General features: G+C 41.3%; 20 protein-coding genes and 1 pseudogene. 15 read left to right on the top strand and 6 right to left on the bottom strand.

Annotated features, from left to right (window positions below; translation table 11 throughout):
• The first annotated feature begins 63 nt into the window (after window positions 1-63).
• The 6 genes from AUO94_RS04820 (at window position 64) to AUO94_RS04795 (ending at window position 6,304) form a co-directional block, all read left to right on the top strand.
• Entirely contained in the window at window positions 64-1,212 is a 1,149-nt protein-coding gene (locus tag AUO94_RS04820) for a CaiB/BaiF CoA transferase family protein (protein WP_149456598.1), read from the top strand.
• 29 nt (window positions 1,213-1,241) lie between these two features.
• Window positions 1,242-2,456 (top strand): acyl-CoA dehydrogenase family protein, encoded by a 1,215-nt coding sequence (locus AUO94_RS04815; RefSeq protein WP_058386155.1) that lies wholly within the window; start codon window positions 1,242-1,244, stop codon window positions 2,454-2,456.
• Between the two features lie 242 nt (window positions 2,457-2,698).
• Entirely contained in the window at window positions 2,699-3,415 is a 717-nt protein-coding gene (locus AUO94_RS04810) for a PspA/IM30 family protein (RefSeq protein WP_058386154.1), read from the top strand.
• Window positions 3,416-3,461: 46 nt separating this feature from the next.
• Window positions 3,462-4,490, top strand: coding sequence for a TFIIB-type zinc ribbon-containing protein (locus tag AUO94_RS04805; protein ID WP_058386153.1), 1,029 nt, complete (start codon window positions 3,462-3,464; stop codon window positions 4,488-4,490).
• Window positions 4,484-5,269 (top strand): TPM domain-containing protein, encoded by a 786-nt coding sequence (locus AUO94_RS04800; protein ID WP_058386152.1) that lies wholly within the window; start codon window positions 4,484-4,486, stop codon window positions 5,267-5,269. Before AUO94_RS04805 ends, AUO94_RS04800 begins: the two co-directional genes overlap by 7 nt.
• A 33-nt stretch (window positions 5,270-5,302) precedes the next feature.
• A complete protein-coding gene (locus AUO94_RS04795) occupies window positions 5,303-6,304 on the top strand; it encodes an SPFH domain-containing protein (protein WP_058386151.1) in 1,002 nt (333 codons plus the stop codon).
• 302 nt (window positions 6,305-6,606) lie between these two features.
• On the opposite strand, the gene AUO94_RS04790 is transcribed toward AUO94_RS04795, so the two are convergent.
• Both AUO94_RS04790 and AUO94_RS04785 read right to left on the bottom strand, forming a co-directional pair.
• Window positions 6,607-7,971: a YjiH family protein gene (locus AUO94_RS04790; RefSeq protein ID WP_058386150.1), complete on the bottom strand. Its 1,365-nt coding sequence runs from the start codon at window positions 7,969-7,971 to the stop codon at window positions 6,607-6,609.
• Window positions 7,972-7,983: 12 nt separating this feature from the next.
• On the bottom strand, window positions 7,984-9,297 hold the full coding sequence (locus AUO94_RS04785; RefSeq protein ID WP_058386149.1) for a sigma 54-interacting transcriptional regulator: 1,314 nt from the start codon (window positions 9,295-9,297) through the stop codon (window positions 7,984-7,986).
• 322 nt (window positions 9,298-9,619) lie between these two features.
• On the opposite strand from AUO94_RS04785, the gene AUO94_RS04780 reads away from it, so the two are divergent.
• A complete protein-coding gene (locus AUO94_RS04780; protein WP_058386148.1) occupies window positions 9,620-10,120 on the top strand; it encodes a pyridoxamine 5'-phosphate oxidase family protein in 501 nt (166 codons plus the stop codon).
• 179 nt (window positions 10,121-10,299) lie between these two features.
• Here AUO94_RS04780 and AUO94_RS04775 read toward each other — a convergent pair whose 3' ends face one another.
• Window positions 10,300-11,379 (bottom strand): S-layer homology domain-containing protein, encoded by a 1,080-nt coding sequence (locus AUO94_RS04775; protein ID WP_058386147.1) that lies wholly within the window; start codon window positions 11,377-11,379, stop codon window positions 10,300-10,302.
• 369 nt (window positions 11,380-11,748) lie between these two features.
• On the opposite strand from AUO94_RS04775, the gene gdhA reads away from it, so the two are divergent.
• The 3 genes from gdhA to AUO94_RS04760 all read left to right on the top strand — a co-directional run bounded on the left by gdhA (window position 11,749) and on the right by AUO94_RS04760 (window position 14,778).
• Window positions 11,749-13,131, top strand: a complete 1,383-nt coding sequence (gene gdhA, locus AUO94_RS04770) for an NADP-specific glutamate dehydrogenase (protein ID WP_410477400.1) — start codon at window positions 11,749-11,751, stop codon at window positions 13,129-13,131.
• A gap of 145 nt (window positions 13,132-13,276) precedes the next feature.
• Window positions 13,277-14,227: an Abi family protein gene (locus tag AUO94_RS04765; RefSeq protein WP_058386145.1), complete on the top strand. Its 951-nt coding sequence runs from the start codon at window positions 13,277-13,279 to the stop codon at window positions 14,225-14,227.
• A gap of 20 nt (window positions 14,228-14,247) precedes the next feature.
• Entirely contained in the window at window positions 14,248-14,778 is a 531-nt protein-coding gene (locus AUO94_RS04760) for a DUF1697 domain-containing protein (protein WP_058386144.1), read from the top strand.
• A gap of 54 nt (window positions 14,779-14,832) precedes the next feature.
• Here AUO94_RS04760 and mug read toward each other — a convergent pair whose 3' ends face one another.
• On the bottom strand, window positions 14,833-15,339 hold the full coding sequence (mug, locus tag AUO94_RS04755) for a G/U mismatch-specific DNA glycosylase (RefSeq protein ID WP_058386143.1): 507 nt from the start codon (window positions 15,337-15,339) through the stop codon (window positions 14,833-14,835).
• Window positions 15,340-15,354: 15 nt separating this feature from the next.
• The gene (locus tag AUO94_RS04750) at window positions 15,355-15,561 is read right to left on the bottom strand and encodes a TM2 domain-containing protein (protein ID WP_058386142.1); all 207 of its coding nucleotides are present in this window, start codon (window positions 15,559-15,561) and stop codon (window positions 15,355-15,357) included.
• A gap of 519 nt (window positions 15,562-16,080) precedes the next feature.
• Here AUO94_RS04750 and AUO94_RS04745 point away from each other — a divergent pair.
• The 3 genes and pseudogenes from AUO94_RS04745 to AUO94_RS04735 all read left to right on the top strand — a co-directional run.
• Window positions 16,081-17,694 carry a glycoside hydrolase family 13 protein gene (locus tag AUO94_RS04745; protein ID WP_058386141.1) on the top strand — a complete coding sequence of 538 codons (1,614 nt, stop codon included), beginning with the start codon at window positions 16,081-16,083 and terminating at the stop codon, window positions 17,692-17,694.
• Window positions 17,695-18,240: 546 nt separating this feature from the next.
• Entirely contained in the window at window positions 18,241-18,918 is a 678-nt protein-coding gene (locus AUO94_RS04740) for a protein kinase family protein (protein ID WP_058386140.1), read from the top strand.
• Window positions 18,919-19,062: 144 nt separating this feature from the next.
• Window positions 19,063-19,614, top strand: a pseudogene (locus AUO94_RS04735) (5'-methylthioadenosine/S-adenosylhomocysteine nucleosidase); the annotation flags it as partial.
• Between the two features lie 65 nt (window positions 19,615-19,679).
• Here the strand turns inward: AUO94_RS04735 and AUO94_RS04730 are convergent.
• Window positions 19,680-20,156, bottom strand: a complete 477-nt coding sequence (locus AUO94_RS04730; RefSeq protein ID WP_058386139.1) for a BsuPI-related putative proteinase inhibitor — start codon at window positions 20,154-20,156, stop codon at window positions 19,680-19,682.
• 211 nt (window positions 20,157-20,367) lie between these two features.
• On the opposite strand from AUO94_RS04730, the gene AUO94_RS04725 reads away from it, so the two are divergent.
• Window positions 20,368-21,576, top strand: a complete 1,209-nt coding sequence (locus AUO94_RS04725; RefSeq protein WP_082707498.1) for an aminotransferase-like domain-containing protein — start codon at window positions 20,368-20,370, stop codon at window positions 21,574-21,576.
• Window positions 21,577-21,895: 319 nt separating this feature from the next.
• Window positions 21,896-23,452, top strand: coding sequence for a class I adenylate-forming enzyme family protein (locus AUO94_RS04720; RefSeq protein WP_058386138.1), 1,557 nt, complete (start codon window positions 21,896-21,898; stop codon window positions 23,450-23,452).
• The last annotated feature ends 29 nt before the right edge of the window (window positions 23,453-23,481 follow it).

Here is a 23,481-nt window from a genome sequence, read left to right as displayed (position 1 = left end):
TTTGCTGTTGTCTTTTTTGGCTGGCTTTTTTGCATGGCAGTTGCAGGGAAAGGAGAGGTGAACGTGGCAGGAGCATTGGCAGGCATGAAGATACTCGATTTATCACGTGTTCTGGCTGGTCCTTATTGCACGATGATTTTAGGAGATCTCGGGGCAGAAGTAATCAAAGTGGAAGCGCCCGGTGGCAGCGATGAAACCCGTAAATGGGGTCCTCCTTTTCAAAAAGGGGTCAGTGCTTATTACCTGAGCGTCAATCGCAACAAAAAAGCCATTACTGTTGATTTGAAAACGGCAGAAGGTGTCGCTACTATTAAAAATCTTGTAGCAGAAAGTGACGTGATCGTTAGTAATTTCAAGACCGGTACGATGGAACGCTTGGGACTCGGTTATGAGACATTATCACTTATTAATCCAGCTATCGTATTCTGTTCGATCACGGGTTTTGGCGAAACAGGACCTAACCGACATTTACCAGGTTATGATTTCATTATCCAAGCGATGAGCGGACTTATGAGCATAACGGGTACGAACGAGTCAGGGCCTCAAAAATCAGGAGTTGCGATTGTCGACGTACTGACTGGATTGTACGCCTGCATTGGTATACAGGCGGCAGTGCTCGAGCGCGTTCACTCAGGAAAAGGACAAAAGCTAGATATCTCTTTGTATGATACAGCGGTTAGTGCGTTGGTGAACATCGGTAGCAATTATTTAATGGACGAACACATACCGACAGCTCTAGGCAATGCGCATGCCAACATCGTTCCTTATCAGACATTCCGAACAGCTGATGGAGAAATGGTTATTGCTGTTGGCACAGATCAGCAATTTCAGGCACTGTGTACGGTTTTAGGGAAACCCCAGTACGCAGTGGACGAACGTTACGACAGCAACCCGAAACGAGTAAAGAACCGTGACAGCCTTGTGCCATTATTGCAGGAAGCTTTGTTGACACAAAAAACAGTGTATTGGCAGGCTATATGCATAAAAAATAACATCCCAGCCGGACCCATTCAGACGATAGCGGAAATGATCCATGATCCACAGCTTCAAGCACGTGATATGTTCATTGAACAAAATCATCCGACAGCTGGAAAAATTAAATTGATAGGCAGTCCGCTAAAGTTGTCGCGGACACCGGTCAAAATGGAACGTCACCCGCCAAATGTAGGAGAACATAATGAAGAGATTTTAGGGCAATATTCTATTACGTAATTCACTTTATTAGTAAGGGGAGATTGACGATGAATTTTTCGTTCACAGAAGAACAAGACATGTTGCGCAGCACGACACGAAACTTTGTCGACAAAGAAATCATGCCATTTATTGAGGACTGGGACCGAGCAGGTAAATCAGATCCGGCGATTTATGAAAAATTGGCAAAGCTCGGATTGATGGGTGTCTGTATTCCCGAAGCATACGGGGGCAGTGGCATGGATTACAATTCGCTAGCAATCGTTTGCGAAGAACTTGAACGTGGAGACACGGCTTTCCGTACTGCCGTTTCTGTCCATACGGGATTAAATAGCTTAACCATTCTTCAATGGGGAACAGAACAACAAAAGCAGCAGTACTTAATCCCACAAGCAAAAGGGGAAAAGATGGGTGCTTTTGGATTGACGGAACCAGAAGCCGGATCGGATGTTGCAGCTATGAAATCGACTGCTGTGAAACAAGGCGATCATTACGTGTTAAACGGCCAGAAAACGTGGATTTCTTTATGTGATGTGGCAGATTATTTTCTCGTCTTTGCTTACACGGGCGACCAATCACAAAAGCATGGAGCGATTTCTGCCTTTATTGTTGAACGTACGTGGCCAGGTTTTTCCTCGAAGGCAATTAAAGGAAAACACGGCATACGAGCAGGAAATACAGGAGAACTGTTTTTTGAGGATGTTAAAGTACCGAAAGAAAATTTGTTAGGGCAAGAAGGCGAAGGATTTAAAATTGCGATGTCGGCACTAGATAACGGTCGATTTACGGTTGCCGCTGGAGCAGTTGGGCAAATCATGGCCTGTCTTGAGGCAAGTGTGAGTTATTGTCACGAGCGTCAGACATTCGGTAAAGAAATCGGTAGACATCAGTTGGTTCAACAAATGATTGCTAAAATGGAAGCAGGATTCCAGATGAGCCGTTTGCTCGTTTACCGTGCAGGTGAATTAAAAAATACAGGAAAACGCAATACACGTGAAACGTCTTTAGCAAAATGGCAGGCTTGTGATTTTGCCAATCAAGCAGCGGACGATGCTTTCCAAATACACGGAGCTTATGGTTATTCCGATGAATATCCAGTCAGCCGTTATTTGCGCAATTCCAAAGCACCTGTTATTTACGAAGGAACACGAGAAATTCATACAATCATGCAAGCAGAATATGCTTTAGGTTATAAAGAAGATAAGGCGTTGTCGAAAACTTTACCTGCTTGGGAGCATCAAGCCGATCCGACAACTAGCCGCTAAGAATTTGTTTTAAAGTTGGAAGCCCCTAAGCGAATGGCAGTCAAGTTTTGCGAGGGGGTTACCGGCTTTTTTCTTTTGATCAGGTTAGTTTAGTTTTAAAAAATAGAAAAGACTGAATTCTCTTTCGTTACAGATTAAATGAGTCGATTAATGCGTTATACTAGAATGGAGAAGTTTTTTCATCGCTATAGCTACAGTGAATATTGGAAGTAAAGAAAAACTATACAAAGAGGAGAATGATGATGGAAATTTTAAAACGCTTTAAAGATATTATGACGAGTAATATTAACGCTTTACTAGACAAAGCAGAAGATCCTGAGAAAATGATTGATCAGTATTTACGTGATTTGAACAGTGATTTAGGAAAAGTGAAATCGGAAACAGCCGCAATTATGGCAGCTGAAAAACGCGAACGTCGCGAACTGTCAGAGGTTGAACAAGAGATTGACGACATGCAGCGCTATGCCGTAAAAGCTTTAGAAGCAGGCAATGAAGACGATGCGCGGAAGTTTTTGCAACGAAAAGCAGAGCTTTCTGAAAGAGTAACAGACAAAGGAACAGCCGTTGAACTCGCAGCGGCCAATACACAACAAATGCGCCAAATGCATGACAAGTTAGAGTCGGACATTGGAGAACTTGAATCTCGCCGTTCAGAGCTAAAAGGCAAAGCTGCAGTTGCAAAGACACAAAAACGCATGAACGATTTTGCTTCTTCGGTAGACGGTGCAGGCGAGCGGATTTCTGCTTTTGATAAAATGGAGCAGAAGATCAACCAAGAACTTGACGAAGCTATTGCTATGACCGAACTCAACAAAGGATCGGAAACAGATATTAAAGATTTAGCTTCGAAATACGATGGCGACACATCTGTCGACGATGAATTGGAATCGCTAAAAGCAGGCATTAATGTAGACGATGAACTAGAAGCATTGAAAAGTCAGTTGGGCAAAAATGAATGATATGTGCAGTGTAAGAAGTTCCTTTAAGTTGAAAGGGGCGTAAAAGATGGTCATTCAGTATAAATGTCCGAACTGTGGTTCAGACATGGCGTTTGATAGTGAGTCAGGGCACCTGTCTTGTCCGAACTGTGGCAGACAGGACAACATTGAGACGTTTCCTGAAACCAATATCTTACGAAAATTTGATCCACAAGAAGCGAAAGAATATCACTGTGAAAACTGCGGCGCCGTTATTTTGACCGAAGCACAAACTACTGCGACACATTGCAGTTTTTGCGGAGCACCCGTGTTACTTGCAGACAGGTTAACAGGTGAATTGGCTCCGGCCAAAGTAATTCCTTTTACGATTAGCAAAGATGAAGCTGTCGCTGCATTTCGAAAATGGACGAATAATGGGCGATTGACACCAAGAGGTTTTACCAGTGGTGACCGCATTAAAAAAATGACCGGTATGTATGTGCCGTTCTGGCTGTACGACATTGATGGCACAGCGGATGTAGCGGCGCTTGCGACTAGAGTGCATAGCTATACGTCGGGCGATACGATCTACACAGAGACTGATTTTTATGACGTTCGTAGAGAAATAGATCTTAGCTATTTAAAAGTTCCAGCAGATGCCTCGGAAAAAATGGACGACGAATTGATGGATAAGCTGGAACCTTATAATTACGAAGAATTGAAAGATTTCAAGATGCCTTATTTGGCAGGCTTTCTTGCTGAAAAATACGATTATGACGAAGAAGCGCTGTACTCACGGATCGAGTCGAAGATCGTCCCTTATATCGATTCGTATATAGGCAGCACCATTTCAGGCTATTCGACTGTCAGCTATACCCATAAGCAAATTCTGACGAATAAGAAAAACGTCTACTATACGTTGTTTCCTGTGTGGATGGTTTATTATGATTTCGACAATAAGGAACATACTTTTGCGATGAACGGTCAAACCGGTAAGGTAGTCGGTAAACCGCCAATTAGTGGATTTAAAGTTGCAGCTTGGTTTACCGGTATTGCGGCTTCCGTTTTTGCAGTAATGAAAGTGGTTGCGTTCGCTGTAGGAGGTGTTCTATGGTGAAGGCTTTTCAAAGTACATGGCTTAAAACTCTTTGCTTATTGCTAATACTGATGACTATAACTGGAGTCACTGCATTTGCTGCAGTGGATCAACATGTTTACGATAACGCTAATTTGCTTAGTGAATCAGAAATCGCAGAATTAGAAACTGTTGCAACAAAATACAGCGATGAGCAAGATACAGACTTCCTGTTCTTAACTTTGGCAGATGAAAAATCGTTGTCGATTATGGAGGACATGGGTGATTTTTATGATGCATGGTCTGTAGAAAACAATCAAAAAAATGCGGTGCTGCTGACGATGAACATTGCCACGCGCGATGTTTACTTAGCGGGCTTTGGTACGGCAGAAACATCACTAGATAACAAGCGGGTCGATTTGGTACTAGATCGAATTGTTCCCGAAATGCAAAACGGCGACTATGCAGATGCTTTTCAGGAGACCGTCACTACATCAAGCCGCTATATGGAATATCGACCAGGTGTCAATCCGGAAAACATTCTTCTTAAAAGCTGGTTTCAGCTGCTAATTGCGCTGTTACTGGCGACAGGTGTTGTCGGATTCATGTTATACAATTCTGGTGGACGTGTAACAACGACTGCTAGTACTTATTTTGATGGGGATCATACAAAAGTGACCGGCACGCGTGACCAATTTCGCAACAAAACCGTTTCCCGCCGTAAAGTTCCGAAGGCTAACAGTGGAAGCGGCGGAGGCTTTGGTGGGGGCGGAAGTACGGGAGGCGGCGCTTCTTTCAGTGGAGGCGGTCGTAAATTTTAAAAACAGATGATAGAAAAGGAGGAGAAAAGAAGAATGGGTTTTTTTGGCAACCAATTTTCGGATGTAGTGGAATGGGAAGAATTCAGGGAAGATCAGATTTTCTGGAAGTGGACGAATAATGAAGTGAAAAAAGGGAGTAAGTTAATTATTCGTCCAGGTCAGGATGCCGTCTTTATGAATAATGGCAAAATCGAAGGGATTTTTGAAGAGGAAGGCGAGTACGATATCGAATCACAAATCGTGCCATTTTTGTCGACCTTAAAAGGCTTTCGTTTTGGCTTTAATAGCGGTATGCGTGTAGAGGTATTGTTCGTCAATACAAAAGAATTTACGGTTCGATGGGGGACGCAAAATCCAATTAATATCCCATCCCCACAGTTGCCAGGCGGTATGCCAATTCGTGCAAATGGAACGTTCCAGTTTACAGTAAGCGATTATATCGGCTTGATCGATAAAATTGCAGGCGTTCGAGATAGCTACATCGTTGACGATGTGAAAATCCGGATTACGGCGATTTTGGATCAACTTTTGATGAGATGGATAAGTAAAGAAGGCAAGGACATGTTCAATTTGCAAGCCAATGCGCATGAAATTGGACAAGGCATTCAAGACGATTTGAATATGCAATTGATGGAAGATGGCTTAAAAGTGACAGGCTTCCAAGTGATGAGCTTTAATTATCCGAAGGAAATTCAGGATATGATTAACAAAAGCGCATCACACGGAATGGTCGGGGATGTCGCCAAATACCAACAGATTTCAGTGGCCGATGCCATGGGCAAGTCATCTGGATCCAATGCAGCCTCTGACATGGCAGGCATGATGATGGGAATGAACATTGCCAAAGAAATGATGGACGGTCAGAAAGAACAAGAGTCCGGAAAGCAGCAAAACACAGCGGGTACAGGTTCTATGGATTCAGCAACACAACCAGGTGCTAACGATAAGCCAGCACCAAAATTCTGTCCGAACTGCGGTCAGAAAAACGAAGGGGCCAAGTTCTGTCCGAATTGCGGGCAAAAGCTAGTTTCATAAACAAAAAACCGACATTGGGGTGAAAGATCCTAGTGTCGGTTTTATGTTAGGTAGAAATGTAATTTCATCTTAATAACTGAATAGTCTGCTAATTACTTTGACTTTCGATAAAAAGAGAGTATGCTAAAGGGAAAAGGAGGAGGAGTTCTAATGGAAGCTACCTTTGGTTTTGTGCCCATGCTCATCCTTTCCATCATTGTCATTGTGCTCATCTTGTCTTATTTCTTCTTTCATCATTGGGCAAAGTGAGTAAAAAAGCGCTACTCCTAGGAATGTACATTTCTAGGAGTAGCGCTTTTTTATTAAACAAACAAATGACCGAACAACACAAGAATTGGTAAAGTGATGATGGTACGTAATACGAAAATTACAGCCAGTTCCCAGAATTTCACTGGAATGTTCGAACGTAAAATCAAAATGCCGATTTCAGACATATAGATGATTTGCGTTAACGAAACACCAGCTAGCACAAAGCGAGTCAATTCACTCTCGATACCTGCACCTAGTACAGCAGGCAAGAACATATCTGCGAATCCAACTAAGAACGTAGGAGCGGCTTCGGCGGCTTCGGGTAAGCCGAATAAAGTCAGTACGGGAATCAGTGGATAAGAAATGATTTTGAATAATGGTGTGTATTCTGCGACAATCAATGCCACAGTACCAAGAGCAATAACGAGTGGGATTAGCGCTAGCCATATATCCAGTACCGTCTCAATGCCGATTTGTGCAAGTTTTTTCGGGCTTGCCGCGCTGCTTGCTTTACGACGAGCTTCGTCAAAACCCCATTGTAAAAGCGGTGCACCTTCAGGAATGGTATCGTCAATTTGTTTGCCAACTGGCGCATAATAGTCGTCTTTTTTACGAGACAAAGGTGGGATGCGCGGCATAATGATGGCAGCTACTAAACAAGCAACCGATACAGCTAGGTAAAAAGGAAAGAACAAATGTCCGATGCCGACGACATTGGCAACTACTAAACTAAACGCCACAGAAGCGATTGAAAACGTAGTGGCAATGACCGAAGCTTCACGTCCGGTATAATTGCCTTCATCGTATTGCTTCATTGTTACCAAAACTCCAACAGGTGCAGCGCCCATCCATGATGCCATCGCATCGATTGAGGAACGGCCAGGCAAGGTGAAGACAGGACGCATGAATTTGTTGAGCAAGGTACCGACAAATTCCATTAAGCCAAATTCAACTAGTAACGGCAATAAAATTCCAGCAAACAAAAACCAAGTGAGTAGGACAGGGGCTAAGTCATAAAGCACAACGCCTCCCGTAGCTCTTGAAGAAATGATTTCAGGGCCAATTTCATAAAAAGTCATAAAGCCAAATGCAAAAGCAAGAACACGAACGATTAAACCAAATGGTCCATTAATAAAAGTAGTGCGCAAAAAAGGTGAATTTTGAACGAAAGCAGGTTTTGTAATCGTTGCAAGTACGCTAGCAAGTGCGGAAAAACCAAGTAAAAAAACAATAAATGCAGGAATTACATCACCGAATGTTGTTAAGAGGAAAGATGCCAAAATACCGACACCAATCGTGATTTCATCGTTGTAAGAGATGGGGCATAAGAATAATAGCGCACCTATACTAGAAGGAATTAAGAATTTCCATGTGTCGACAGATTCAATTTTCTTTTTTTCGCTTTGAAGCAATGTCATATAATTTCCCCCTTAAGTGATGTTTGTGTATTTTTTTAGTTTACGAACAACCGACGGCTGGCTAATGCCGAGAATATGAGCCATTTCAGTCGTTGTTCTGTAGCGTTTTTGTGCATTGAGTAACACTTTCTTTTCGACAGATTCTAAAATATGTGGAAGCGTCTGGCCATCAAGTTCAAAGCCGATGCGTTCACTGGAATCTGGCTGATAAGTAATCGGGAGGTCATCGAGCGTAATCAGTGCAGATTCACTTTCGATAAAGCTGCGTTCTAGTACATTGCGCAACTCTCGGAAATTGCCTTTCCAAGAAAGTTGTAGCGCATGAAAGTAGAAGTCATCAGAAATCGTTTTTTGATTTTTGTAGTTGATATTGAGTTCTTCAAGAACGCGATGGATAGACTGATCTAAATCATCTGGACGTTCTCTTAGCGCTTTTAATTCAATCGAAGCTAAATGCAAAAAGTAAAATAAGTCTTCACGGAAGTTCCCTGCAATGACGGCCTCTTCAATTGAAACCGTGCTGATGGCAATTATGCGTGCCTCGTGTGGCTGCTGCAAAACGTTAAACAGTATGGCCTGAGAAGCAGCTGAGAGCTGTTCCACTTCATTGAGCACAAGCGTGCCTCGAGCAGCCAAGTTTATGTAGCCTTCTCCGTCAAGTCCGGTAAAACTGATTTCAAACACCGATTCGGGGATAGCGCTGCAATGGACTTCGATAAATGCTTCTTCACGTCGATCGCTTTGTGCATGGATAAACTTAGCTAACGATGTTTTACCGGTGCCAGGTTCACCGTAAATAACAACCGGAACTTCAAGTTGCGCCATTTTGATAGCTGTTTGGAGTGCACGTTTAGAAGAAGGACTTTCCATGATACAACCTTCAACATGAAGCTGTTGGTTTCGTAGGTGAGCCAGTTCCCTTTTTACCTTGGACATTTCCGATTCCAGATTCTCTAAATATTCCTTCATAACCATCAACTGTGACATATCGTAAGAATAACTGACGACAAACTCTACATCGCCATTATCATTAAAAAGTGGAATACCAGTGATCAAGACCTTTTTCCCAGAAGGTGTATTTTGGCGCAAAACAACTTTTTTCTTTTGCTTTAAAACGAGTGGCGTAATGGCAGGAGAGAAGATTCCAGCTGCTTCTAAATCATAGACCGATTTTCCAAGTAGTTCATCAGCAGATACTCCATAGTGCTCACCACTGCAGGTAGAAGCTTTGATAATACGACCTTCTCGTGTAGTAACAATAATGTCTTCATCATAAGTGTTGATAATTTCTTCGTTCGTATTGGGAAGCAGAAATAAAGTATTCATGACTGTCCTCCTTTATTCATTCTTGTATAGACTATACATTATTGAATAATTAAATTACAAGAGAAAAATAAAATATTTTTAAATAGTTTTAGTTAGTTATTGATTTTATAAGAGATAACCATATTGGTGTTGATAGTTTGACGAAACAAGTGTGAGGAATTCTTATAAGTTAATGAGTATTTTTATAAATTCATTTTTAGTTTTTCTACATACTAGAATACTTACGAAAAAGGCAATGACGTTTAGAGAACCGAATACAGGGAAATCTAGAAGTATAACCATCTAACTTTAATTCAACTTAAATGTAGGAGGAATAAATAATATGGTAAACGACACAACAAACGATCTACAGGCCATCAAAACAGTTAATGACTTGATTAAGGACATTAAGGTAGCGATGTTCACAACCATTTCTACTGATAACAAAATCATTTCACGTCCTATGCAAACACAGGAAGTAGAATTTGATGGTAATTTGTGGTTCCTCACAATGAAAGATACGGAAAAATACGATGAAATCATTAGCAATCCAACCATCAATTTAGCCTATGCCGGGAAATCTTATGTATCTATTAGCGGAACTGCTGAGTTTATTGAAGATGCAGCGAAGAAAAAGGAATACTGGAATCCGATTTTTGATAAGATGCTCGATACTACTTATGACGATCCGAATGTCGTGTTGATTCGCGTTGATGCTGATTCAGCTGAGTATTGGGACTCTGGCAATACGGTAAAGTCCGTTAAAACGTTTGTGAAGAAATTGACCAATAAGGACACAGAAAAAGACCGTAAAGAAATAAACGATACAGTGGATTTTAAATAAGAAAACATACAGCTATAAAAAAGCTCGCAGACAACTAGTTGTCTGCGAGCTTTTATGACTTTAAAGAACTTCTGTTTTTAGCGTAGGCTCTTCTTTAGCGAGATTGTCGTTTTTCCGTCCTGAGCTCCGTGCAATTAATCAACACAAAGCGAGCAGTTGGCTTTTTCAATGTCCGATTTTCATTCAATCGCAATCAATTCTTTTGTTACGGTGCCGTCCAAGTCCACCGATTTTACTTCTCCAAAACCTTCCACCATATAGTAGATATGACCTTTTTCCAAAAGCTCAGAATTAGCCGCAACGGTCACTTCTACAGCGTTGGTAAACATTCGGTAAGGTGTTTTGACTGTAACTCCGATATTGGTAACTTCGCGTGGAGCCGCGTACATCGTGTTCATATACCAATTTTGTCCGATTTTAACAGGATACTCAAGCTCGGTATAGGACTCTGAATAAGGCATGCCAAATGTATAGTGAGTGGAGGTCTCGAATTCCACTGAATCTGTTAAGAGCAAGTTGTCTTTTGTGTTAATGCTCCAAACATAACCCAACGCTAACCCATTTCGGGCAGGCACATAATTGTAAACGTGACGTTCGACACCAAATTCTGTATCGTACACATAGGTTTTTGTTTTGTCTCTTAAATAAGACTGTTTGATCGTTGCGTCATTTTTAAACTTCGGTTCGAGCCCCCGTGCCAAAAATGCAGCAAATTGGCCACGCGTGACCGTATCGTTTGGACGGAATGTATTATCTGGGTAACCGATGGTAATGTTGGCTGCTAGTATTTTTTGTACAGGTTCGTATACCCTCATATTACGTGAAACGTCGGTAAAACTAATATCTGTCCGGAACGGTACAATAAACAATCGAGATAGAATAAACGCCATTTCGGCACGTGTGAGGGTGTTGTTCGGACCGTAGCTGCCGTCTGGATAACCTTTGACCAACTTCGCTTCTGTAGCTGCTGCAATGTAACCACTGGCTTTGTGGGAAGAAGGGACGTCTGAAAATCCTGTATGCCGTTGTGTACGATCAAATCCTTTCAAGCGACCCATCATAATAACAGCTTCTGCACGTGTTACGCCTGTATCGGGACGCATCGTACCATCAGGGTACCCACTTAAAACATCACGATCTACTAAGTAACTGATTTCTTCATAAAACAAATGAGACGTCGCTAAATCGGAAGCAGCTTGAGCAGGAATTGCTAAGGAAAGCATTAAAACTAAACAAGTACCTATTGATAATTTCTTCAACACGCTCACTCCTTTTGTGCGTATTCACCGACTCATGCATCAAAAGTGGTCATCATCCGGAGCAACACAGCTTTGTTTAAGGTATACCCGTTTTGCTGAATACTATTAAAAATCCCTTTTAAAAAACAAGAACTTCACAGGAAATAATTTTTATTTTCAAAAATAATTTTAAAATAGAAACGTCGAATTAATGCGAATGATAGCGTTTTCTTTTTTGGACTTGATCGATAAGAAGCTAATTAATGGGCTACTATAGTGAAATATTGATTTGCGCTAGCTTAAAACTGTTTGTATAATGAAAGGAAAATATTAAAAATAGCGAATAATTATACAGTTAGTTGCTGTTTTTAAAAAGGAGATTGAATGCAATTGACATTTATACGGCAGGAAAATCCGATTAAGCAGCAATCATCTTATGAATATATACAAAGTATACATAAAAAAGTTCGAGATCGAAATCCAGGAGAATCCGAATTTTTACAAGCAACTTGGGAAGTATTCGATACGCTGCAGCCGGTCTTCGAACAACATCCTGAATATGTTGAACAAGGAATTCTTGAACGCATTTCAGAGCCAGAACGGTTTATCGCGTTTCGTGTGACCTGGGAAGATGATGCTGGAAATGTCCATGTTAATCGTGGGTACCGTGTCCAGTTTAATAGTACTCTCGGACCGTACAAAGGCGGTTTGCGTTTTCATCCTTCTTTAACCGCAAGCGTCGTGAAGTTTCTTGGATTTGAACAAATTTTCAAAAATGCATTGACTGGGTTACCAATCGGCGGCGGTAAAGGGGGCTCTGACTTTGATCCGAAAGGAAAAACAGATCGTGAAATTATGCGTTTTTGTCAAAGCTTTATGACAGAACTTACACGCCACATCGGACCTGATATTGATGTTCCAGCTGGAGATATTGGCGTCGGAAAAAGAGAAATCGGGTATATGTTTGGACAATACAAGCGCCTTCGGAATGCCTCAGAAGCGGGTGTCTTTACTGGAAAAAATCCAGGGAATGGCGGTAGCTTAATTCGTAAAGAAGCAACGGGTTATGGAACGGTGTATTTTGTTGAAGAAATGTTAAAAGATCAGGGACATTCATTTAAAGGCAGTAAAGTCATCGTGTCCGGTTCTGGAAATGTTTCAATTTACGCGATGGAAAAAGCAATCGAATTTGGTGCGACCGTTATTGCCTGCAGTGACTCAGAAGGTTATATTTACGATCCTGATGGCATTAATGTTGAAACGGTTAAGCAGTTAAAAGAAGTGGAAAGAAAAAGAATTTACCATTACTTGGAGCATCATTCAAATGCTCAATATGGCAAAGACAAGTCAGAAATTTGGAAAATCCCATGTGATATTGCTTTACCATGTGCCACGCAAAATGAAATTGATCGAGAAAGTGCCCAGGTGATGGTCGAAAACTCAGTGAAGGCTGTAGGAGAAGGTGCTAACATGCCGTGTACAGAAGAAGCAGTTCGTGTGCTGACGCATAACAAAGTGTTATTTGCACCGGCTAAGGCCGCTAATGCAGGTGGAGTTGCGGTGTCTGCTATGGAAATGTCTCAAAACAGCATGCGTTATTCCTGGTCGGCTGAAGAAGTTGATGAAAAACTGTTACAGGTAATGAAAAGTATTTATCAAACGTGCACAGAGACAGCAGCGCAATACGGTTCGCCAGGCAACTTGATTGTCGGAGCTAACATCGCGGGCTTTAAAAAAGTAGCAGATGCTATGGTTAGCCACGGATTAAATTAAACATGAGTAAGCAGAACGAACAACAAACGGCTATTCCTAACGTAGAAATTTGGGGAATAGCTGTTTTTTTATTTGGAAGGTATTTATAGATGTGGCCGCTTCACTTATAGTTAGGCATAAGAACAATACGCAAAGGATGAGACATATGAAAGATTTTGCTACACACGGCGAGCAGTTGAAAATTCTTGAGGAACGAGGCTTGGACGTATCTGATCAAGCAGCTGCGAAACGAATTTTGTCTCGTGAAAATTATTACGCATTGGTTGATGGCTATAAAGAACCGTTTTTGGAGCATGATGAGCGACTCAATCCATACGGTCTTGAACGTTACAAAGAAGGTACAAAATTTAGTCATCTTCAAGCACTGCACAGTTTTGATCGGAATTTACGGTTGCTGTTGCTAAACGAACTGTTGAAGTTTGAAAAAAATATAAAATCAAAAGTGGCATATCGTTTTTCAGAGAAGTTTAGAGAGAAAGAAAGTTTTCTTAACCCTGTCAATTATAGTCACGACAGCCAGCATCATCACGAGCGTGACCGCATTATTTCAACACTCGCCAATCTAATCAAAAGTCATAAAAAGCGAGACAAAGTAAGGTATCCAGCCATCCGTGAATTTTATGACAAGCACAAAAATGTACCGCTATGGGTGCTCGTCAATTTCTTGTCACTTGGACAAACCACACATTTTTACACAGTAATTGACGAAAAACTACGTGACCAAATTGCAGCTGATTTTGCCAATGAATACAGTGAAGAATACCGAGCAATCCATTTAGAAGCAAACGAATTAGATGCTATTTTGCGTATTGTTTTTCCGTATCGCAATAAATCTGCACATGAAGAAGTACTCTACCGCTTCCGCCTTCCGCATCCTGTAGAACTAGGTGCTCTTGAAGAAAGACTGGCCATGTCAAAAGGCAGTTTGAGTGGAGCGACTGTTTTTTCTGTGAGTCGCCTATTAAAACTAGTACTCTCACAAGCTGATTACGGCCAGTTTTCTACAGAATTAAATCGATTGATTGAGACGCTTGAAAAATCGATTCAAGAGCACGCATTTATAAAAATTATGAAAGATACCGGTTTTCATGAGTAGCATGTGAGGAGAGGAATGCGGTGTTATATGTGGCATTACTACGAGGAATCAATGTGGGTGGCAAGAACAAAATAGAGATGAAGCTGTTAAAGCAAGCTTTTGAAGAACTAGGCATGTCATCGGTTGTGACCTATATCAATTCAGGCAATATCATTTTTGCCAATCCTACTCATTCCGAAGAACAACTGGCAGAACGATTAGAGGAAACAATCTATAGCCATTTCAATTTGCGAATCCATCTATTGATTTACAGTGCAGAAGCGTTCCGGAAAATTGCGCAAGCCATTCCGGAACAGTGGACAAACGATTCACAGATGAAAAGTGATGTCTTGTTTCTATGGCAGGATGTTGATCATGAAGCAGTGCTAGACAGACTGACCATCCATAAGGAAGTTGACCGTGTCTTTTACGTTCCGGGGGCCATTCTTTGGTCGGTTAATAAAGACAAAGTTTCAACTAGTGGAATGGTCAAGGTTGCAGGAACGACCCTTTATCGCCATGTCACTGTTCGCAACGTCAACACGGTCCGAAAAATTTTAATGCTGTTATAGAAAATGGAGCACGAATAAAACGACCCTCCTCTTGTCATAAGAGAAAGGTCGTTTTTATGTGTAGGTATTCAAGCCACTGTATATTTCGACAATGTCTTTCATCTTTAGACGGACGAGTCCGCTCGAAGATGGTGCTACATATTCGACAATGCCCGGAATGACCGGTTCTTTTTGAGCACCCCACGAAACGGCTTTTCTTTGGCTAAACTGCTGGTAGACACCTTTGCCAACAAAGCAGACAGCTTTTGGTTGCAGCTGTTTAATTTTTGCTGCTAGTAAGCTAGCCCCTTGTGCATATTCTTCTTTTGAAATCTCTGCCGCTTCTTTGGTCGGTCGTGCCACAATATTTGTTAAACCATAGCCGAGAGCCAGCAGCTTACTGTTTTCTTCAGGTAGGTACTTCCGAGGTGTCAAGCCAGCTTCGAAAAGAATCTTCCAAAATCGGTTATTCGGACTGGCGTAGTGAAAGCCGGTTTCAGAAGATCGAATGCTCGGATTAAACCCGACGAACAAAATCTTCAACTCTTTTTTTATATGGTCAGGAATCGGTTCTAAGTGCAAACGAGATATCCTCCTTTAAGATCTACCGTGTTTCTCTTGAAAGCTTTCTTCAGATTGCAGAAGATATAGAATGCCTTCAATAATCCCGATTACTGCAGGGATACCTGTCCAAAAGAATAACAGATAAAGGATTCCCATGCCCGGCTTCCCAAGATAAAATTTATGTGCCCCAAAGTCGCCAAGGAAAATAGCGAGTAATGCGGCCGCTAATTTGTTTTTCATTCGTAATCATCCTTTCCAGATACTTTACTATTCCCGAATTACGAGAAGTTAAAAGCGATGTCAGTAATAATGTCCTTATTTTAGCTAAAGGAATTTTTGTTCTAATCAAATACAGTGAGAAAGAAATAACATTCAACTATGGATTCTGATCAACCATTAACTTAAAAGAGCGAAAGTCTGGTCACAAATCAGCTATATCGTTAAATGATAACGGGTTCATCCAATTAATAGAGAAAAATAGCGGAATCTAAGTTTTGATATGACCACAGCGGTTATATTAAGAAGATATTTAAAGGAAAGAAGGTGAGCGCACGAGACAATATCTATGAAATGTTCGGTTTACTGCCTTGGTAATTTTTTGCGAATTCTGCTACACTATCAACTTATAATTAATTTTTCTAGAAAAATGTTGCTGGACGATGGAATAGAAAAAAGTTGAGATAGGCGTTTGGACATCTTCAGATTAGGTCAAGGCCGATTGATGGGGAGAATGACCAAGGTCTTTGTGAGGGATCAGTTATGAACAGAAAATGGTGGAAAGAAGCAGTTGCGTATCAAGTGTATCCGAGAAGTTTTCAGGATTCAACTGGAGACGGAGTAGGTGATATCAACGGCGTAACCAGCAAGCTAGATTATTTGAAAGACCTTGGGATTGATGTGATTTGGATTTGTCCGATGTATAAATCACCCAACGATGACAATGGCTATGACATAAGCGACTATCAGGAAATTATGGATGAGTTTGGGACGATGGCGGATTTTGATCGCTTGCTTGAAGAAGTACACGCACGAGGCATGAAACTTATTATTGATTTGGTGATCAATCATACAAGCGATGAGCATCCGTGGTTTATGGAATCACGTTCATCAACAGATAATGACAAACGTGATTGGTATATTTGGAGCGATGAGCCAACCAACTGGGAAAGTATTTTCGGTGGTAGTGCTTGGGAATACGATCAAGCAACTAAGCAGTATTATTTGCATTTGTTCTCTAAAAAACAGCCGGACTTGAACTGGGAAAACCCAGAAGTGCGACAAGCTTTGTACGATATGGTCAATTGGTGGTTAGACAAAGGCATTGATGGTTTCCGTGTAGATGCAATTAGCCACATCAAAAAAGACGTGAGCGACGTTGAAGACCCCCAACAAAATTTGTATGTACCGGCTTGGGAGAAAATGATGAATGTCAAAGGCATTCAACCGCTGCTTGCGGAACTGCGTGATGAGACGTTTGCGAAACGTGACATTATGACAGTTGGCGAAGCGAACGGGGTCCAGGCAAGCGATATTAACGAGTGGATTTCAGAGGACGATGGGAAATTCAATATGGTATTTCAATTTGAAAGCATGGGGCTATGGGATACGGATTCAACAACCGGTATCGACGTGCCTAAGTTAAAAGAAGTATTGACCAAATGGCAAAAAGCGGTGGAAGGCCAAGGTTGGAATGCGCTTTTCGTTGAAAATCACGACAAGCCGCGAATTGTCTCTTCTTGGGGCAATGACCAACAGTACTGGCGGGAAAGTGCCACGGCTATTGCCTGCATGTATTTTTTCATGCAAGGCACCCCGTTTATCTATCAAGGTCAGGAAATTGGCATGACCAACGCGCCCTTTGAAGAGCTTGCACATTACAACGATATACAAACACATAATTTGTATCATAATAATCGTTCGGAAGGCATGGAGCACGATGCGGTGATGACCATCATCAAAGCACAAAGTCGTGATCATTCACGAACGCCGATGCAATGGGATGCCAGTCCGAACGCGGGGTTCTCAAGCGGAGAACCTTGGCTGCGCGTCAATCCGAATTATGAGAAAATTAATGTAGCAGCACAGCTTCGCGATCCACATTCGGTTCTGTGGTTTTACCGGAAGATGATTTGGTTACGTAAGCAGCAAGATGTGCTCGTTTACGGAAATTACGAGTTGCAGGACGTCGGTCATGAATCAATTTACGCTTATACACGTACAAATAAAAACAAGACAATATTGGTTATCACTAATTTAACCGAGTATTCTTGTTACTGGGACGAACCGGAAACAGCACATTGCTTGTTGCATAATTATCAGCAATGCGACCCAAAACAATTATTACCTTTTGAAGCACGCGTTTACGAATTGTGAAGCTAAAGCCATGCCCTCAAGTGATTTACTTGAGGGCATGGCTTTTTTATTTGATCCAATCGGTCATTTTGCAAACAACCAGTTGGATTACGCAAACAACAGGTGAGATCGTGCAAAAAAACTGCGATATTCCGCAAACAACGAGCCTATTTACGCAAACAAGCTTCACAAAAAACCATATCCTTAAGTAATCAAGGTTTATTCAAATAAATCCCTTTAAAGTCAAGGAGACTTATACAAATCCTCTACTTAAACAGAAAAAAACCACCTTGCCCGAGGGCAAGATGGTTTTGATAGTTTGCGGCGTTTCAAGCCACGTTCCACAACGTGTTCCTAAAAGGAATGCTTGTCCGTCTTATGCAAACGAGCTCATCGCGTAGTTAATACTAGTCGATAATCTACAAACTGTCAATATTTTAGCGGGAAATAGTACTTGTTTTCTTCGTGTTTATGCATATTTACAAAACAGGACCTTGGCATTTGAATCATGTGTCAAGTCCAGATTATTATTACAGTAAGGATATTTTAATATGAAGGAGAGTTGATATGAAGCAATCTTGGCAAGAGTTAGCAGAATTACTGACAGCAGTTAAAGTCGTAGCCCATCCGAATAACGAACCCGTCAGTATTGACGGAAATGTGGATGGATTTCGCTGCATCGGAGTAGGAACGGATGCGGCAGTATTTCAATTTTTAGAGGCACCAGAATATGCCTTCAAAATATACGCAAAAGACAAAAAGGATAAACTTGAAGCTGAGGCAAAGGTTTACGCACAAATCGGGTTGTCTCCTTATTTCTCCAGTTGCTATGGAGTGACCAATCGATTGTTAGTGATTAAATATGAAGAAGGAGTAACTTTATTTGATTGTCTTTTGCAAGGAATTCATGTCCCGGATCAAGTTATACAAGATGTTGAAGCGGCAAGGGAATACATCCGTCAAATCGGGTTAAATCCACGAGATATTCACTTGAAAAATATTTTATTACAAAACGGTCGAGCGAAGCTGCTTGACGTTTCTGAGTATATAAAGCCGGGCAATGATTTCAGATGGGAGCACTTGAAAAAAGCATATGAAGAGTATTACGCGATTATTGACGGCAGACCGATGCCGTTCTGGCTGCTGGATACGATTAGGAAATGGTATCATCACTGGAACCGCTACGCCTCTTCTTTTGATGAATTTATGCAAACGGTATTAAAGCAAATGAATTATTGGAAATAAGTGTGTTTCTAACGAGCGGAATTTGTGTAAAAAATGAAAACGATGAAAACGTGCTTTCTTACACCATATTTGGCTATCGCTCTCCGGGTGTGTGGCGTAAAATATTTTTGATCCCGAAGAACCTAATTAATTTTTTGTGGAAAAGCTATCATTAACCAAGGAACATCAGGGGGGCATGATCCTGCACTTAATGTTTTCGACATTGTTTTGGGCGAGCGAACAGTGAATATCGGTTCTATGAAAACTGGAGACCGTGCTGAAGGTGAAGGCATCGAAGCAACTGAATAGAAACCGATGGACGTTATGGCTTCTGAAGGAAGCGCTGGGGAAGATCCAAATGCTGAAAAAGCACGTTATTACGAAGGTGACACAGAACTATTGGCCGCAACTAACCGAGTGAAAGATAGCTACACGCAAGGCAAAGTGGTTGAAGGAACAATTGGTTCAGCTGACGTATGGAATAACGAAGTTGATCGCATTCATTGGTTTCATGAAAACTATGGCACGTCAGTCGAAGAAATGGAATCCGCATCGTCCGCTATGATTTCAAAGGCGTACGATGTACCGTTTTTGGCAATCCGTATTTTGTCGAATAACAAAACAAATGAGGGTGCATATAACCCCGAAACAGCTGCAGCGAACCAAGAATATGTTTACAAATTTGTGCAAGAGTATATTGCTGCGTTAGAAAAATAGCATAAAATAGAAAAAGCATTCCCACCAACTCAATACGGTGTGAATGCTTTTTCTATAACCGATTCTTATTTTACAACGTAGTCCATGGTCACTTCATACATTTTTCCTTGTTTCGGCGTTAACCAAGCAGCCAGTTTATATGTTCCGGGTTCAAGCTCAAGTGCGGGAATTTCAAAATCATAACTTAGCTCATCCCCTTGATTTATCGTTTCTTCGCCTAAAGCTTGTAGGTACAAACTGACTGATGAAAAGAGGAAAGCTACTTCTCCACTGTCATTTGTTAACGAAAAATCAAAGCGCTGGCTACTGGTGAATTCAAAAAGCTGTGCTTTTTCTGTTTGATTGACCAAAGTGTAACGATAGGTATTGTCGTTAACTTGCTCGATAGTAGGTTCTACCTTTTCTGCTGCTTCACCGTTAGTATCGATTTCTTCAGTTGCCGGATCTTTTTCTGTATCGTTACTCTCTCTCGTTCCGCAAGCTGTTAACACGAAAACAGCAAACAGAATCAGAAAGGCGCCCAACCAAATCATTTTTTTCATGGTGGATTCCTCCTAATGGGTTTAAAGACAAGTAAATCGCTTTAGCATAAGAACGTTAAAGTGCTGGAAAAGTTACAATTTTCCGGTATAAATACATCGAATACAAAGAGGATTTCCACGACGTTCTACACATTAGGTGTTGCACACTGTAGAATAAGCATTAAGAGATTTTATATTATGCCATTAGCTACACGAAAGGAGAACAATCTACGTGAAAACAGCTTTCCATTTTTCAAAAGATATTGAAATGGCTTTTAAAAATGATCCGCCTGGCCAGTGGCTTTCTACTTTACCTCCAGGATGCTTGCGTCTGAGTTCGGGTTATCCGGACCCTGTATTGGTTCCATCAAAAGAAATAAAATTAGCGGTAACGCGCTTGTTAGAAGAGGAAGGGGATTTGCCACTTCATTATATGGGCAGTCCACGAATACCGCAGTTAAAGAAATTTCTTCAAAAACGAATGGCACAGCGCGGAGTTGAATTAGCATTTAATGAGCTGCTCATCACTTCGGGTGCTTGTCAGGCCATTGATTTGATTGCTCGCGTACTACTAGATAATGAAGCTGTCGTGGCTATTGAATCACCAAGTTATATGGAAGCTTTGGAAATATTCCAGAATTATACACCGCATTATATGACCATTCCAATTGATGAGAACGGATTGCAGACAGAGCTGTTTGCGGACATGTTGAAAGACCGAAAAGAAAAAGGACAACCGTTGCCGCGTTTGCTCTATACCATCCCGACTTATCAAAATCCGACCGGTACGACTTTGTCGCTTGAGCGTCGTCAACACTTGCTCGAACTTGCGGAACAATACGATTTTGTCATTTTAGAAGATGATGCTTATGGGGAGCTTGGCTTTCAAGACGTGCCGCATTTACTAAAAGCGATGGATCCCACTAACCGTGTACTTTACGTAGGTTCATTATCGAAAGTGGTAGCACCGGGTATGCGAATTGGTTGGGTAGTTGCCGATAAGCTACTAATCGAACCATTAAGCTGGTTTAAGAAAGATCTTGATCATCCATTCGATCAAGCAACAATGGCTTCTTTCCTAGAAGTTACTGATTTTGATCAGCACCTCCACGCTTTAACAAACGTCTACGCATCTAAATGTCAGACCATGTTGTTAGCGCTAGAAAAGTTTTTGCCATCTGAAGTCTCGTGGTTCGTGCCGAAAGGCGGCTATTTCGTTTGGGTTAAAGTTCCAGGTGTTGATACGTCAAAAATTCTTGCGGAAGCATTTGACGCGGGAGTTTCTTTTGTGCCGGGTAAATACTTTTTCTTAGAGCAGCAAGAAGGTCTTGAGTATATGCGCTTATCATTTAGCTATGCTACTGAAGAAGAAATTGTCAAAGGCGTGGAATTACTAGGACAAGTAATTGGCAAAAATATAGTAGTAGCTGAAAACCACTAGTACCTCTCAACAGCGTAATATTCCACCATAAATTAAGTATATTCATCTACTAACTCGATTAATTACATGATATATCGTGTGAAAATACGCCACACCGTGCACATCTATACAAAGATGGAGCACGGTTTTATTGTTTGACGTCGTTGTTAGCCTTAGCTCTGTATAAATCAAATTGACTATGTTTTCAGAATACTGTAAAGTTAAATAGACTATTTAAGGACGTATGGAAATTTCTAATGAGTATGAAGATACTAGAAATCTTCAATATAGGAGGAACGACTATAAGCATAATAAGTCGATTACACGAGGAGGAATTCAAATGAATATTACAACATCACTCAGACAAAATGCGAAACGCTTTTCAGATAAGATGGCCATTACGTGCGAAGGAAGATCCTATACGTACCAAGAGCTTAATGAAGAAGTAAATAGATTAGCCAATGGACTGTTGGAAACCGGGTTGCAAAAAGGCGATAAAGTATCGTTGTTTATGAAAAATTCCGATTATTACGTCCTGGCTTTTTTTGCTGTGCTAAAAGCCGGCGGTGTTGCTGTACCTGTGAACTACCAGCTAAGTTCAGATGAAAGTGGCTATATTTTCGGTCAATCTGATAGTAGATTTATCTTTTGTGATGCGGAATTTGAACTTGTCGTAGCTGAAGAAAAAGCACAAGCAAGCTCACTTCAGCAAATTATCGTTCATCCTGCACCTGACAATAACGATTATCTTAGCTGGGAAAGCGTGGTAAGCGAAAATGCATTAGAACCTTCCGTTGAAGTATTCAGTACCGATGACGCCGAAATTCTGTATACGTCTGGTACTACCGGAAAACCAAAAGGCGCGTTGTTTGATCATCAGCGTCTCGCTAATGTCAGTGCTTCTTTTGTTTTTGGAGTGGAGTTAAAAGCTGAAGATCGGATTCTTCATGCTGTTCCGCTTTTCCATTCGGTTCAATTAAATCTATATTTAGTGACCGGCATTTTACTAGGGACCTCTAATGTTATTGTTCGCGACTTCGAGCCAGTCAAAGCCATTCAAGCAATCAATGAATTCCAAGTTTCTGTTTTCTTTGGTTTACCGGATATGTACAGTGCATTGCTGCAAATGCCAGATGCAGATACAGTTGATGTATCTTCTGTCACCAAATGCATGTATGGTGCAGATCCAATCGAAGCGGATCTAGTCAAGCAAGCAATGACCTTTTTTGGACACCAACAATTTTACAATCTATGCCTATTAACGGAAGGTGGTCCTGGAGGCGTCTTTTTATTGCCAGCTCAGCATGAATACAAAGTAGGCTCTGGTGGAAAGCCGATGTACTTCACAGAAGTACGAGTAGTTGACGAAGAGTTTCGGGATGTTCAGCCTGGAACTATTGGAGAGTTTGTCATAAAAGGTGCGACCGTCATGAAAGAATATTTCAAAAAACCGCAGGAAACAGAAGAAGCTTTTCAAAATGGCTGGTTATTAACAGGAGATTTAGCAACAATTGATGAAGACGGATTTATCTCACTTGTCGATCGTAAAGCAGATCGAATCATTTCAGCCGGAGAAAATATCTATTCGATTGAAGTAGAGCAGGTTATTAACAGCCATCCGCAAGTGGCTGAAGCTGCAACGGTTGGTTTGCCGGAAGAAGAGTGGGGCGAGATCGTAGGCGTGGTTATCGTACCTAAACAAGGAGAAACTATTGATGAAGAGAAATTAATGGATTATTTTTTAGAGCATCTTCCGGGATACAAAATTCCACGCAAATACAGAATCGCGGATTCACTGCCACGCAGTGGAGCTGGGAAAATTGTGAAGTATAAATTGCGTGAATTGCATATTAGCGAATTTGAATGGTTCCGTAAAATTCCAGAGAGTCGTTATTAGGTTTTGGCAACACAAAAATGCCTCGCAGC

Source organism: Planococcus kocurii, assembly GCF_001465835.2.
GTDB lineage: Bacteria > Bacillota > Bacilli > Bacillales_A > Planococcaceae > Planococcus > Planococcus kocurii.
The sequence above is the reverse complement of the archived record's forward strand: the minus strand, read 5'-3'. Positions and strand labels throughout refer to the sequence as shown.

What these genes read in the sequence shown, in the direction of transcription:
- AUO94_RS04815 (WP_058386155.1), top strand. Translation starts at nt 1,242, where the DNA reads ATGAATTTTTCGTTCACAGAAGAACAAGACATGTTGCGCAGCACGACA.
- AUO94_RS04810 (WP_058386154.1), top strand. Translation starts at nt 2,699, where the DNA reads ATGGAAATTTTAAAACGCTTTAAAGATATTATGACGAGTAATATTAAC.
- AUO94_RS04805 (WP_058386153.1), top strand. Translation starts at nt 3,462, where the DNA reads ATGGTCATTCAGTATAAATGTCCGAACTGTGGTTCAGACATGGCGTTT.
- AUO94_RS04800 (WP_058386152.1), top strand. Translation starts at nt 4,484, where the DNA reads ATGGTGAAGGCTTTTCAAAGTACATGGCTTAAAACTCTTTGCTTATTG.
- AUO94_RS04795 (WP_058386151.1), top strand. Translation starts at nt 5,303, where the DNA reads ATGGGTTTTTTTGGCAACCAATTTTCGGATGTAGTGGAATGGGAAGAA.
- AUO94_RS04790 (WP_058386150.1), bottom strand. Translation starts at nt 7,971, where the DNA reads ATGACATTGCTTCAAAGCGAAAAAAAGAAAATTGAATCTGTCGACACA.
- AUO94_RS04785 (WP_058386149.1), bottom strand. Translation starts at nt 9,297, where the DNA reads ATGAATACTTTATTTCTGCTTCCCAATACGAACGAAGAAATTATCAAC.
- AUO94_RS04780 (WP_058386148.1), top strand. Translation starts at nt 9,620, where the DNA reads ATGGTAAACGACACAACAAACGATCTACAGGCCATCAAAACAGTTAAT.
- AUO94_RS04765 (WP_058386145.1), top strand. Translation starts at nt 13,277, where the DNA reads ATGAAAGATTTTGCTACACACGGCGAGCAGTTGAAAATTCTTGAGGAA.
- AUO94_RS04750 (WP_058386142.1), bottom strand. Translation starts at nt 15,561, where the DNA reads ATGAAAAACAAATTAGCGGCCGCATTACTCGCTATTTTCCTTGGCGAC.
- AUO94_RS04745 (WP_058386141.1), top strand. Translation starts at nt 16,081, where the DNA reads ATGAACAGAAAATGGTGGAAAGAAGCAGTTGCGTATCAAGTGTATCCG.
- AUO94_RS04740 (WP_058386140.1), top strand. Translation starts at nt 18,241, where the DNA reads ATGAAGCAATCTTGGCAAGAGTTAGCAGAATTACTGACAGCAGTTAAA.
- AUO94_RS04730 (WP_058386139.1), bottom strand. Translation starts at nt 20,156, where the DNA reads ATGAAAAAAATGATTTGGTTGGGCGCCTTTCTGATTCTGTTTGCTGTT.
- AUO94_RS04720 (WP_058386138.1), top strand. Translation starts at nt 21,896, where the DNA reads ATGAATATTACAACATCACTCAGACAAAATGCGAAACGCTTTTCAGAT.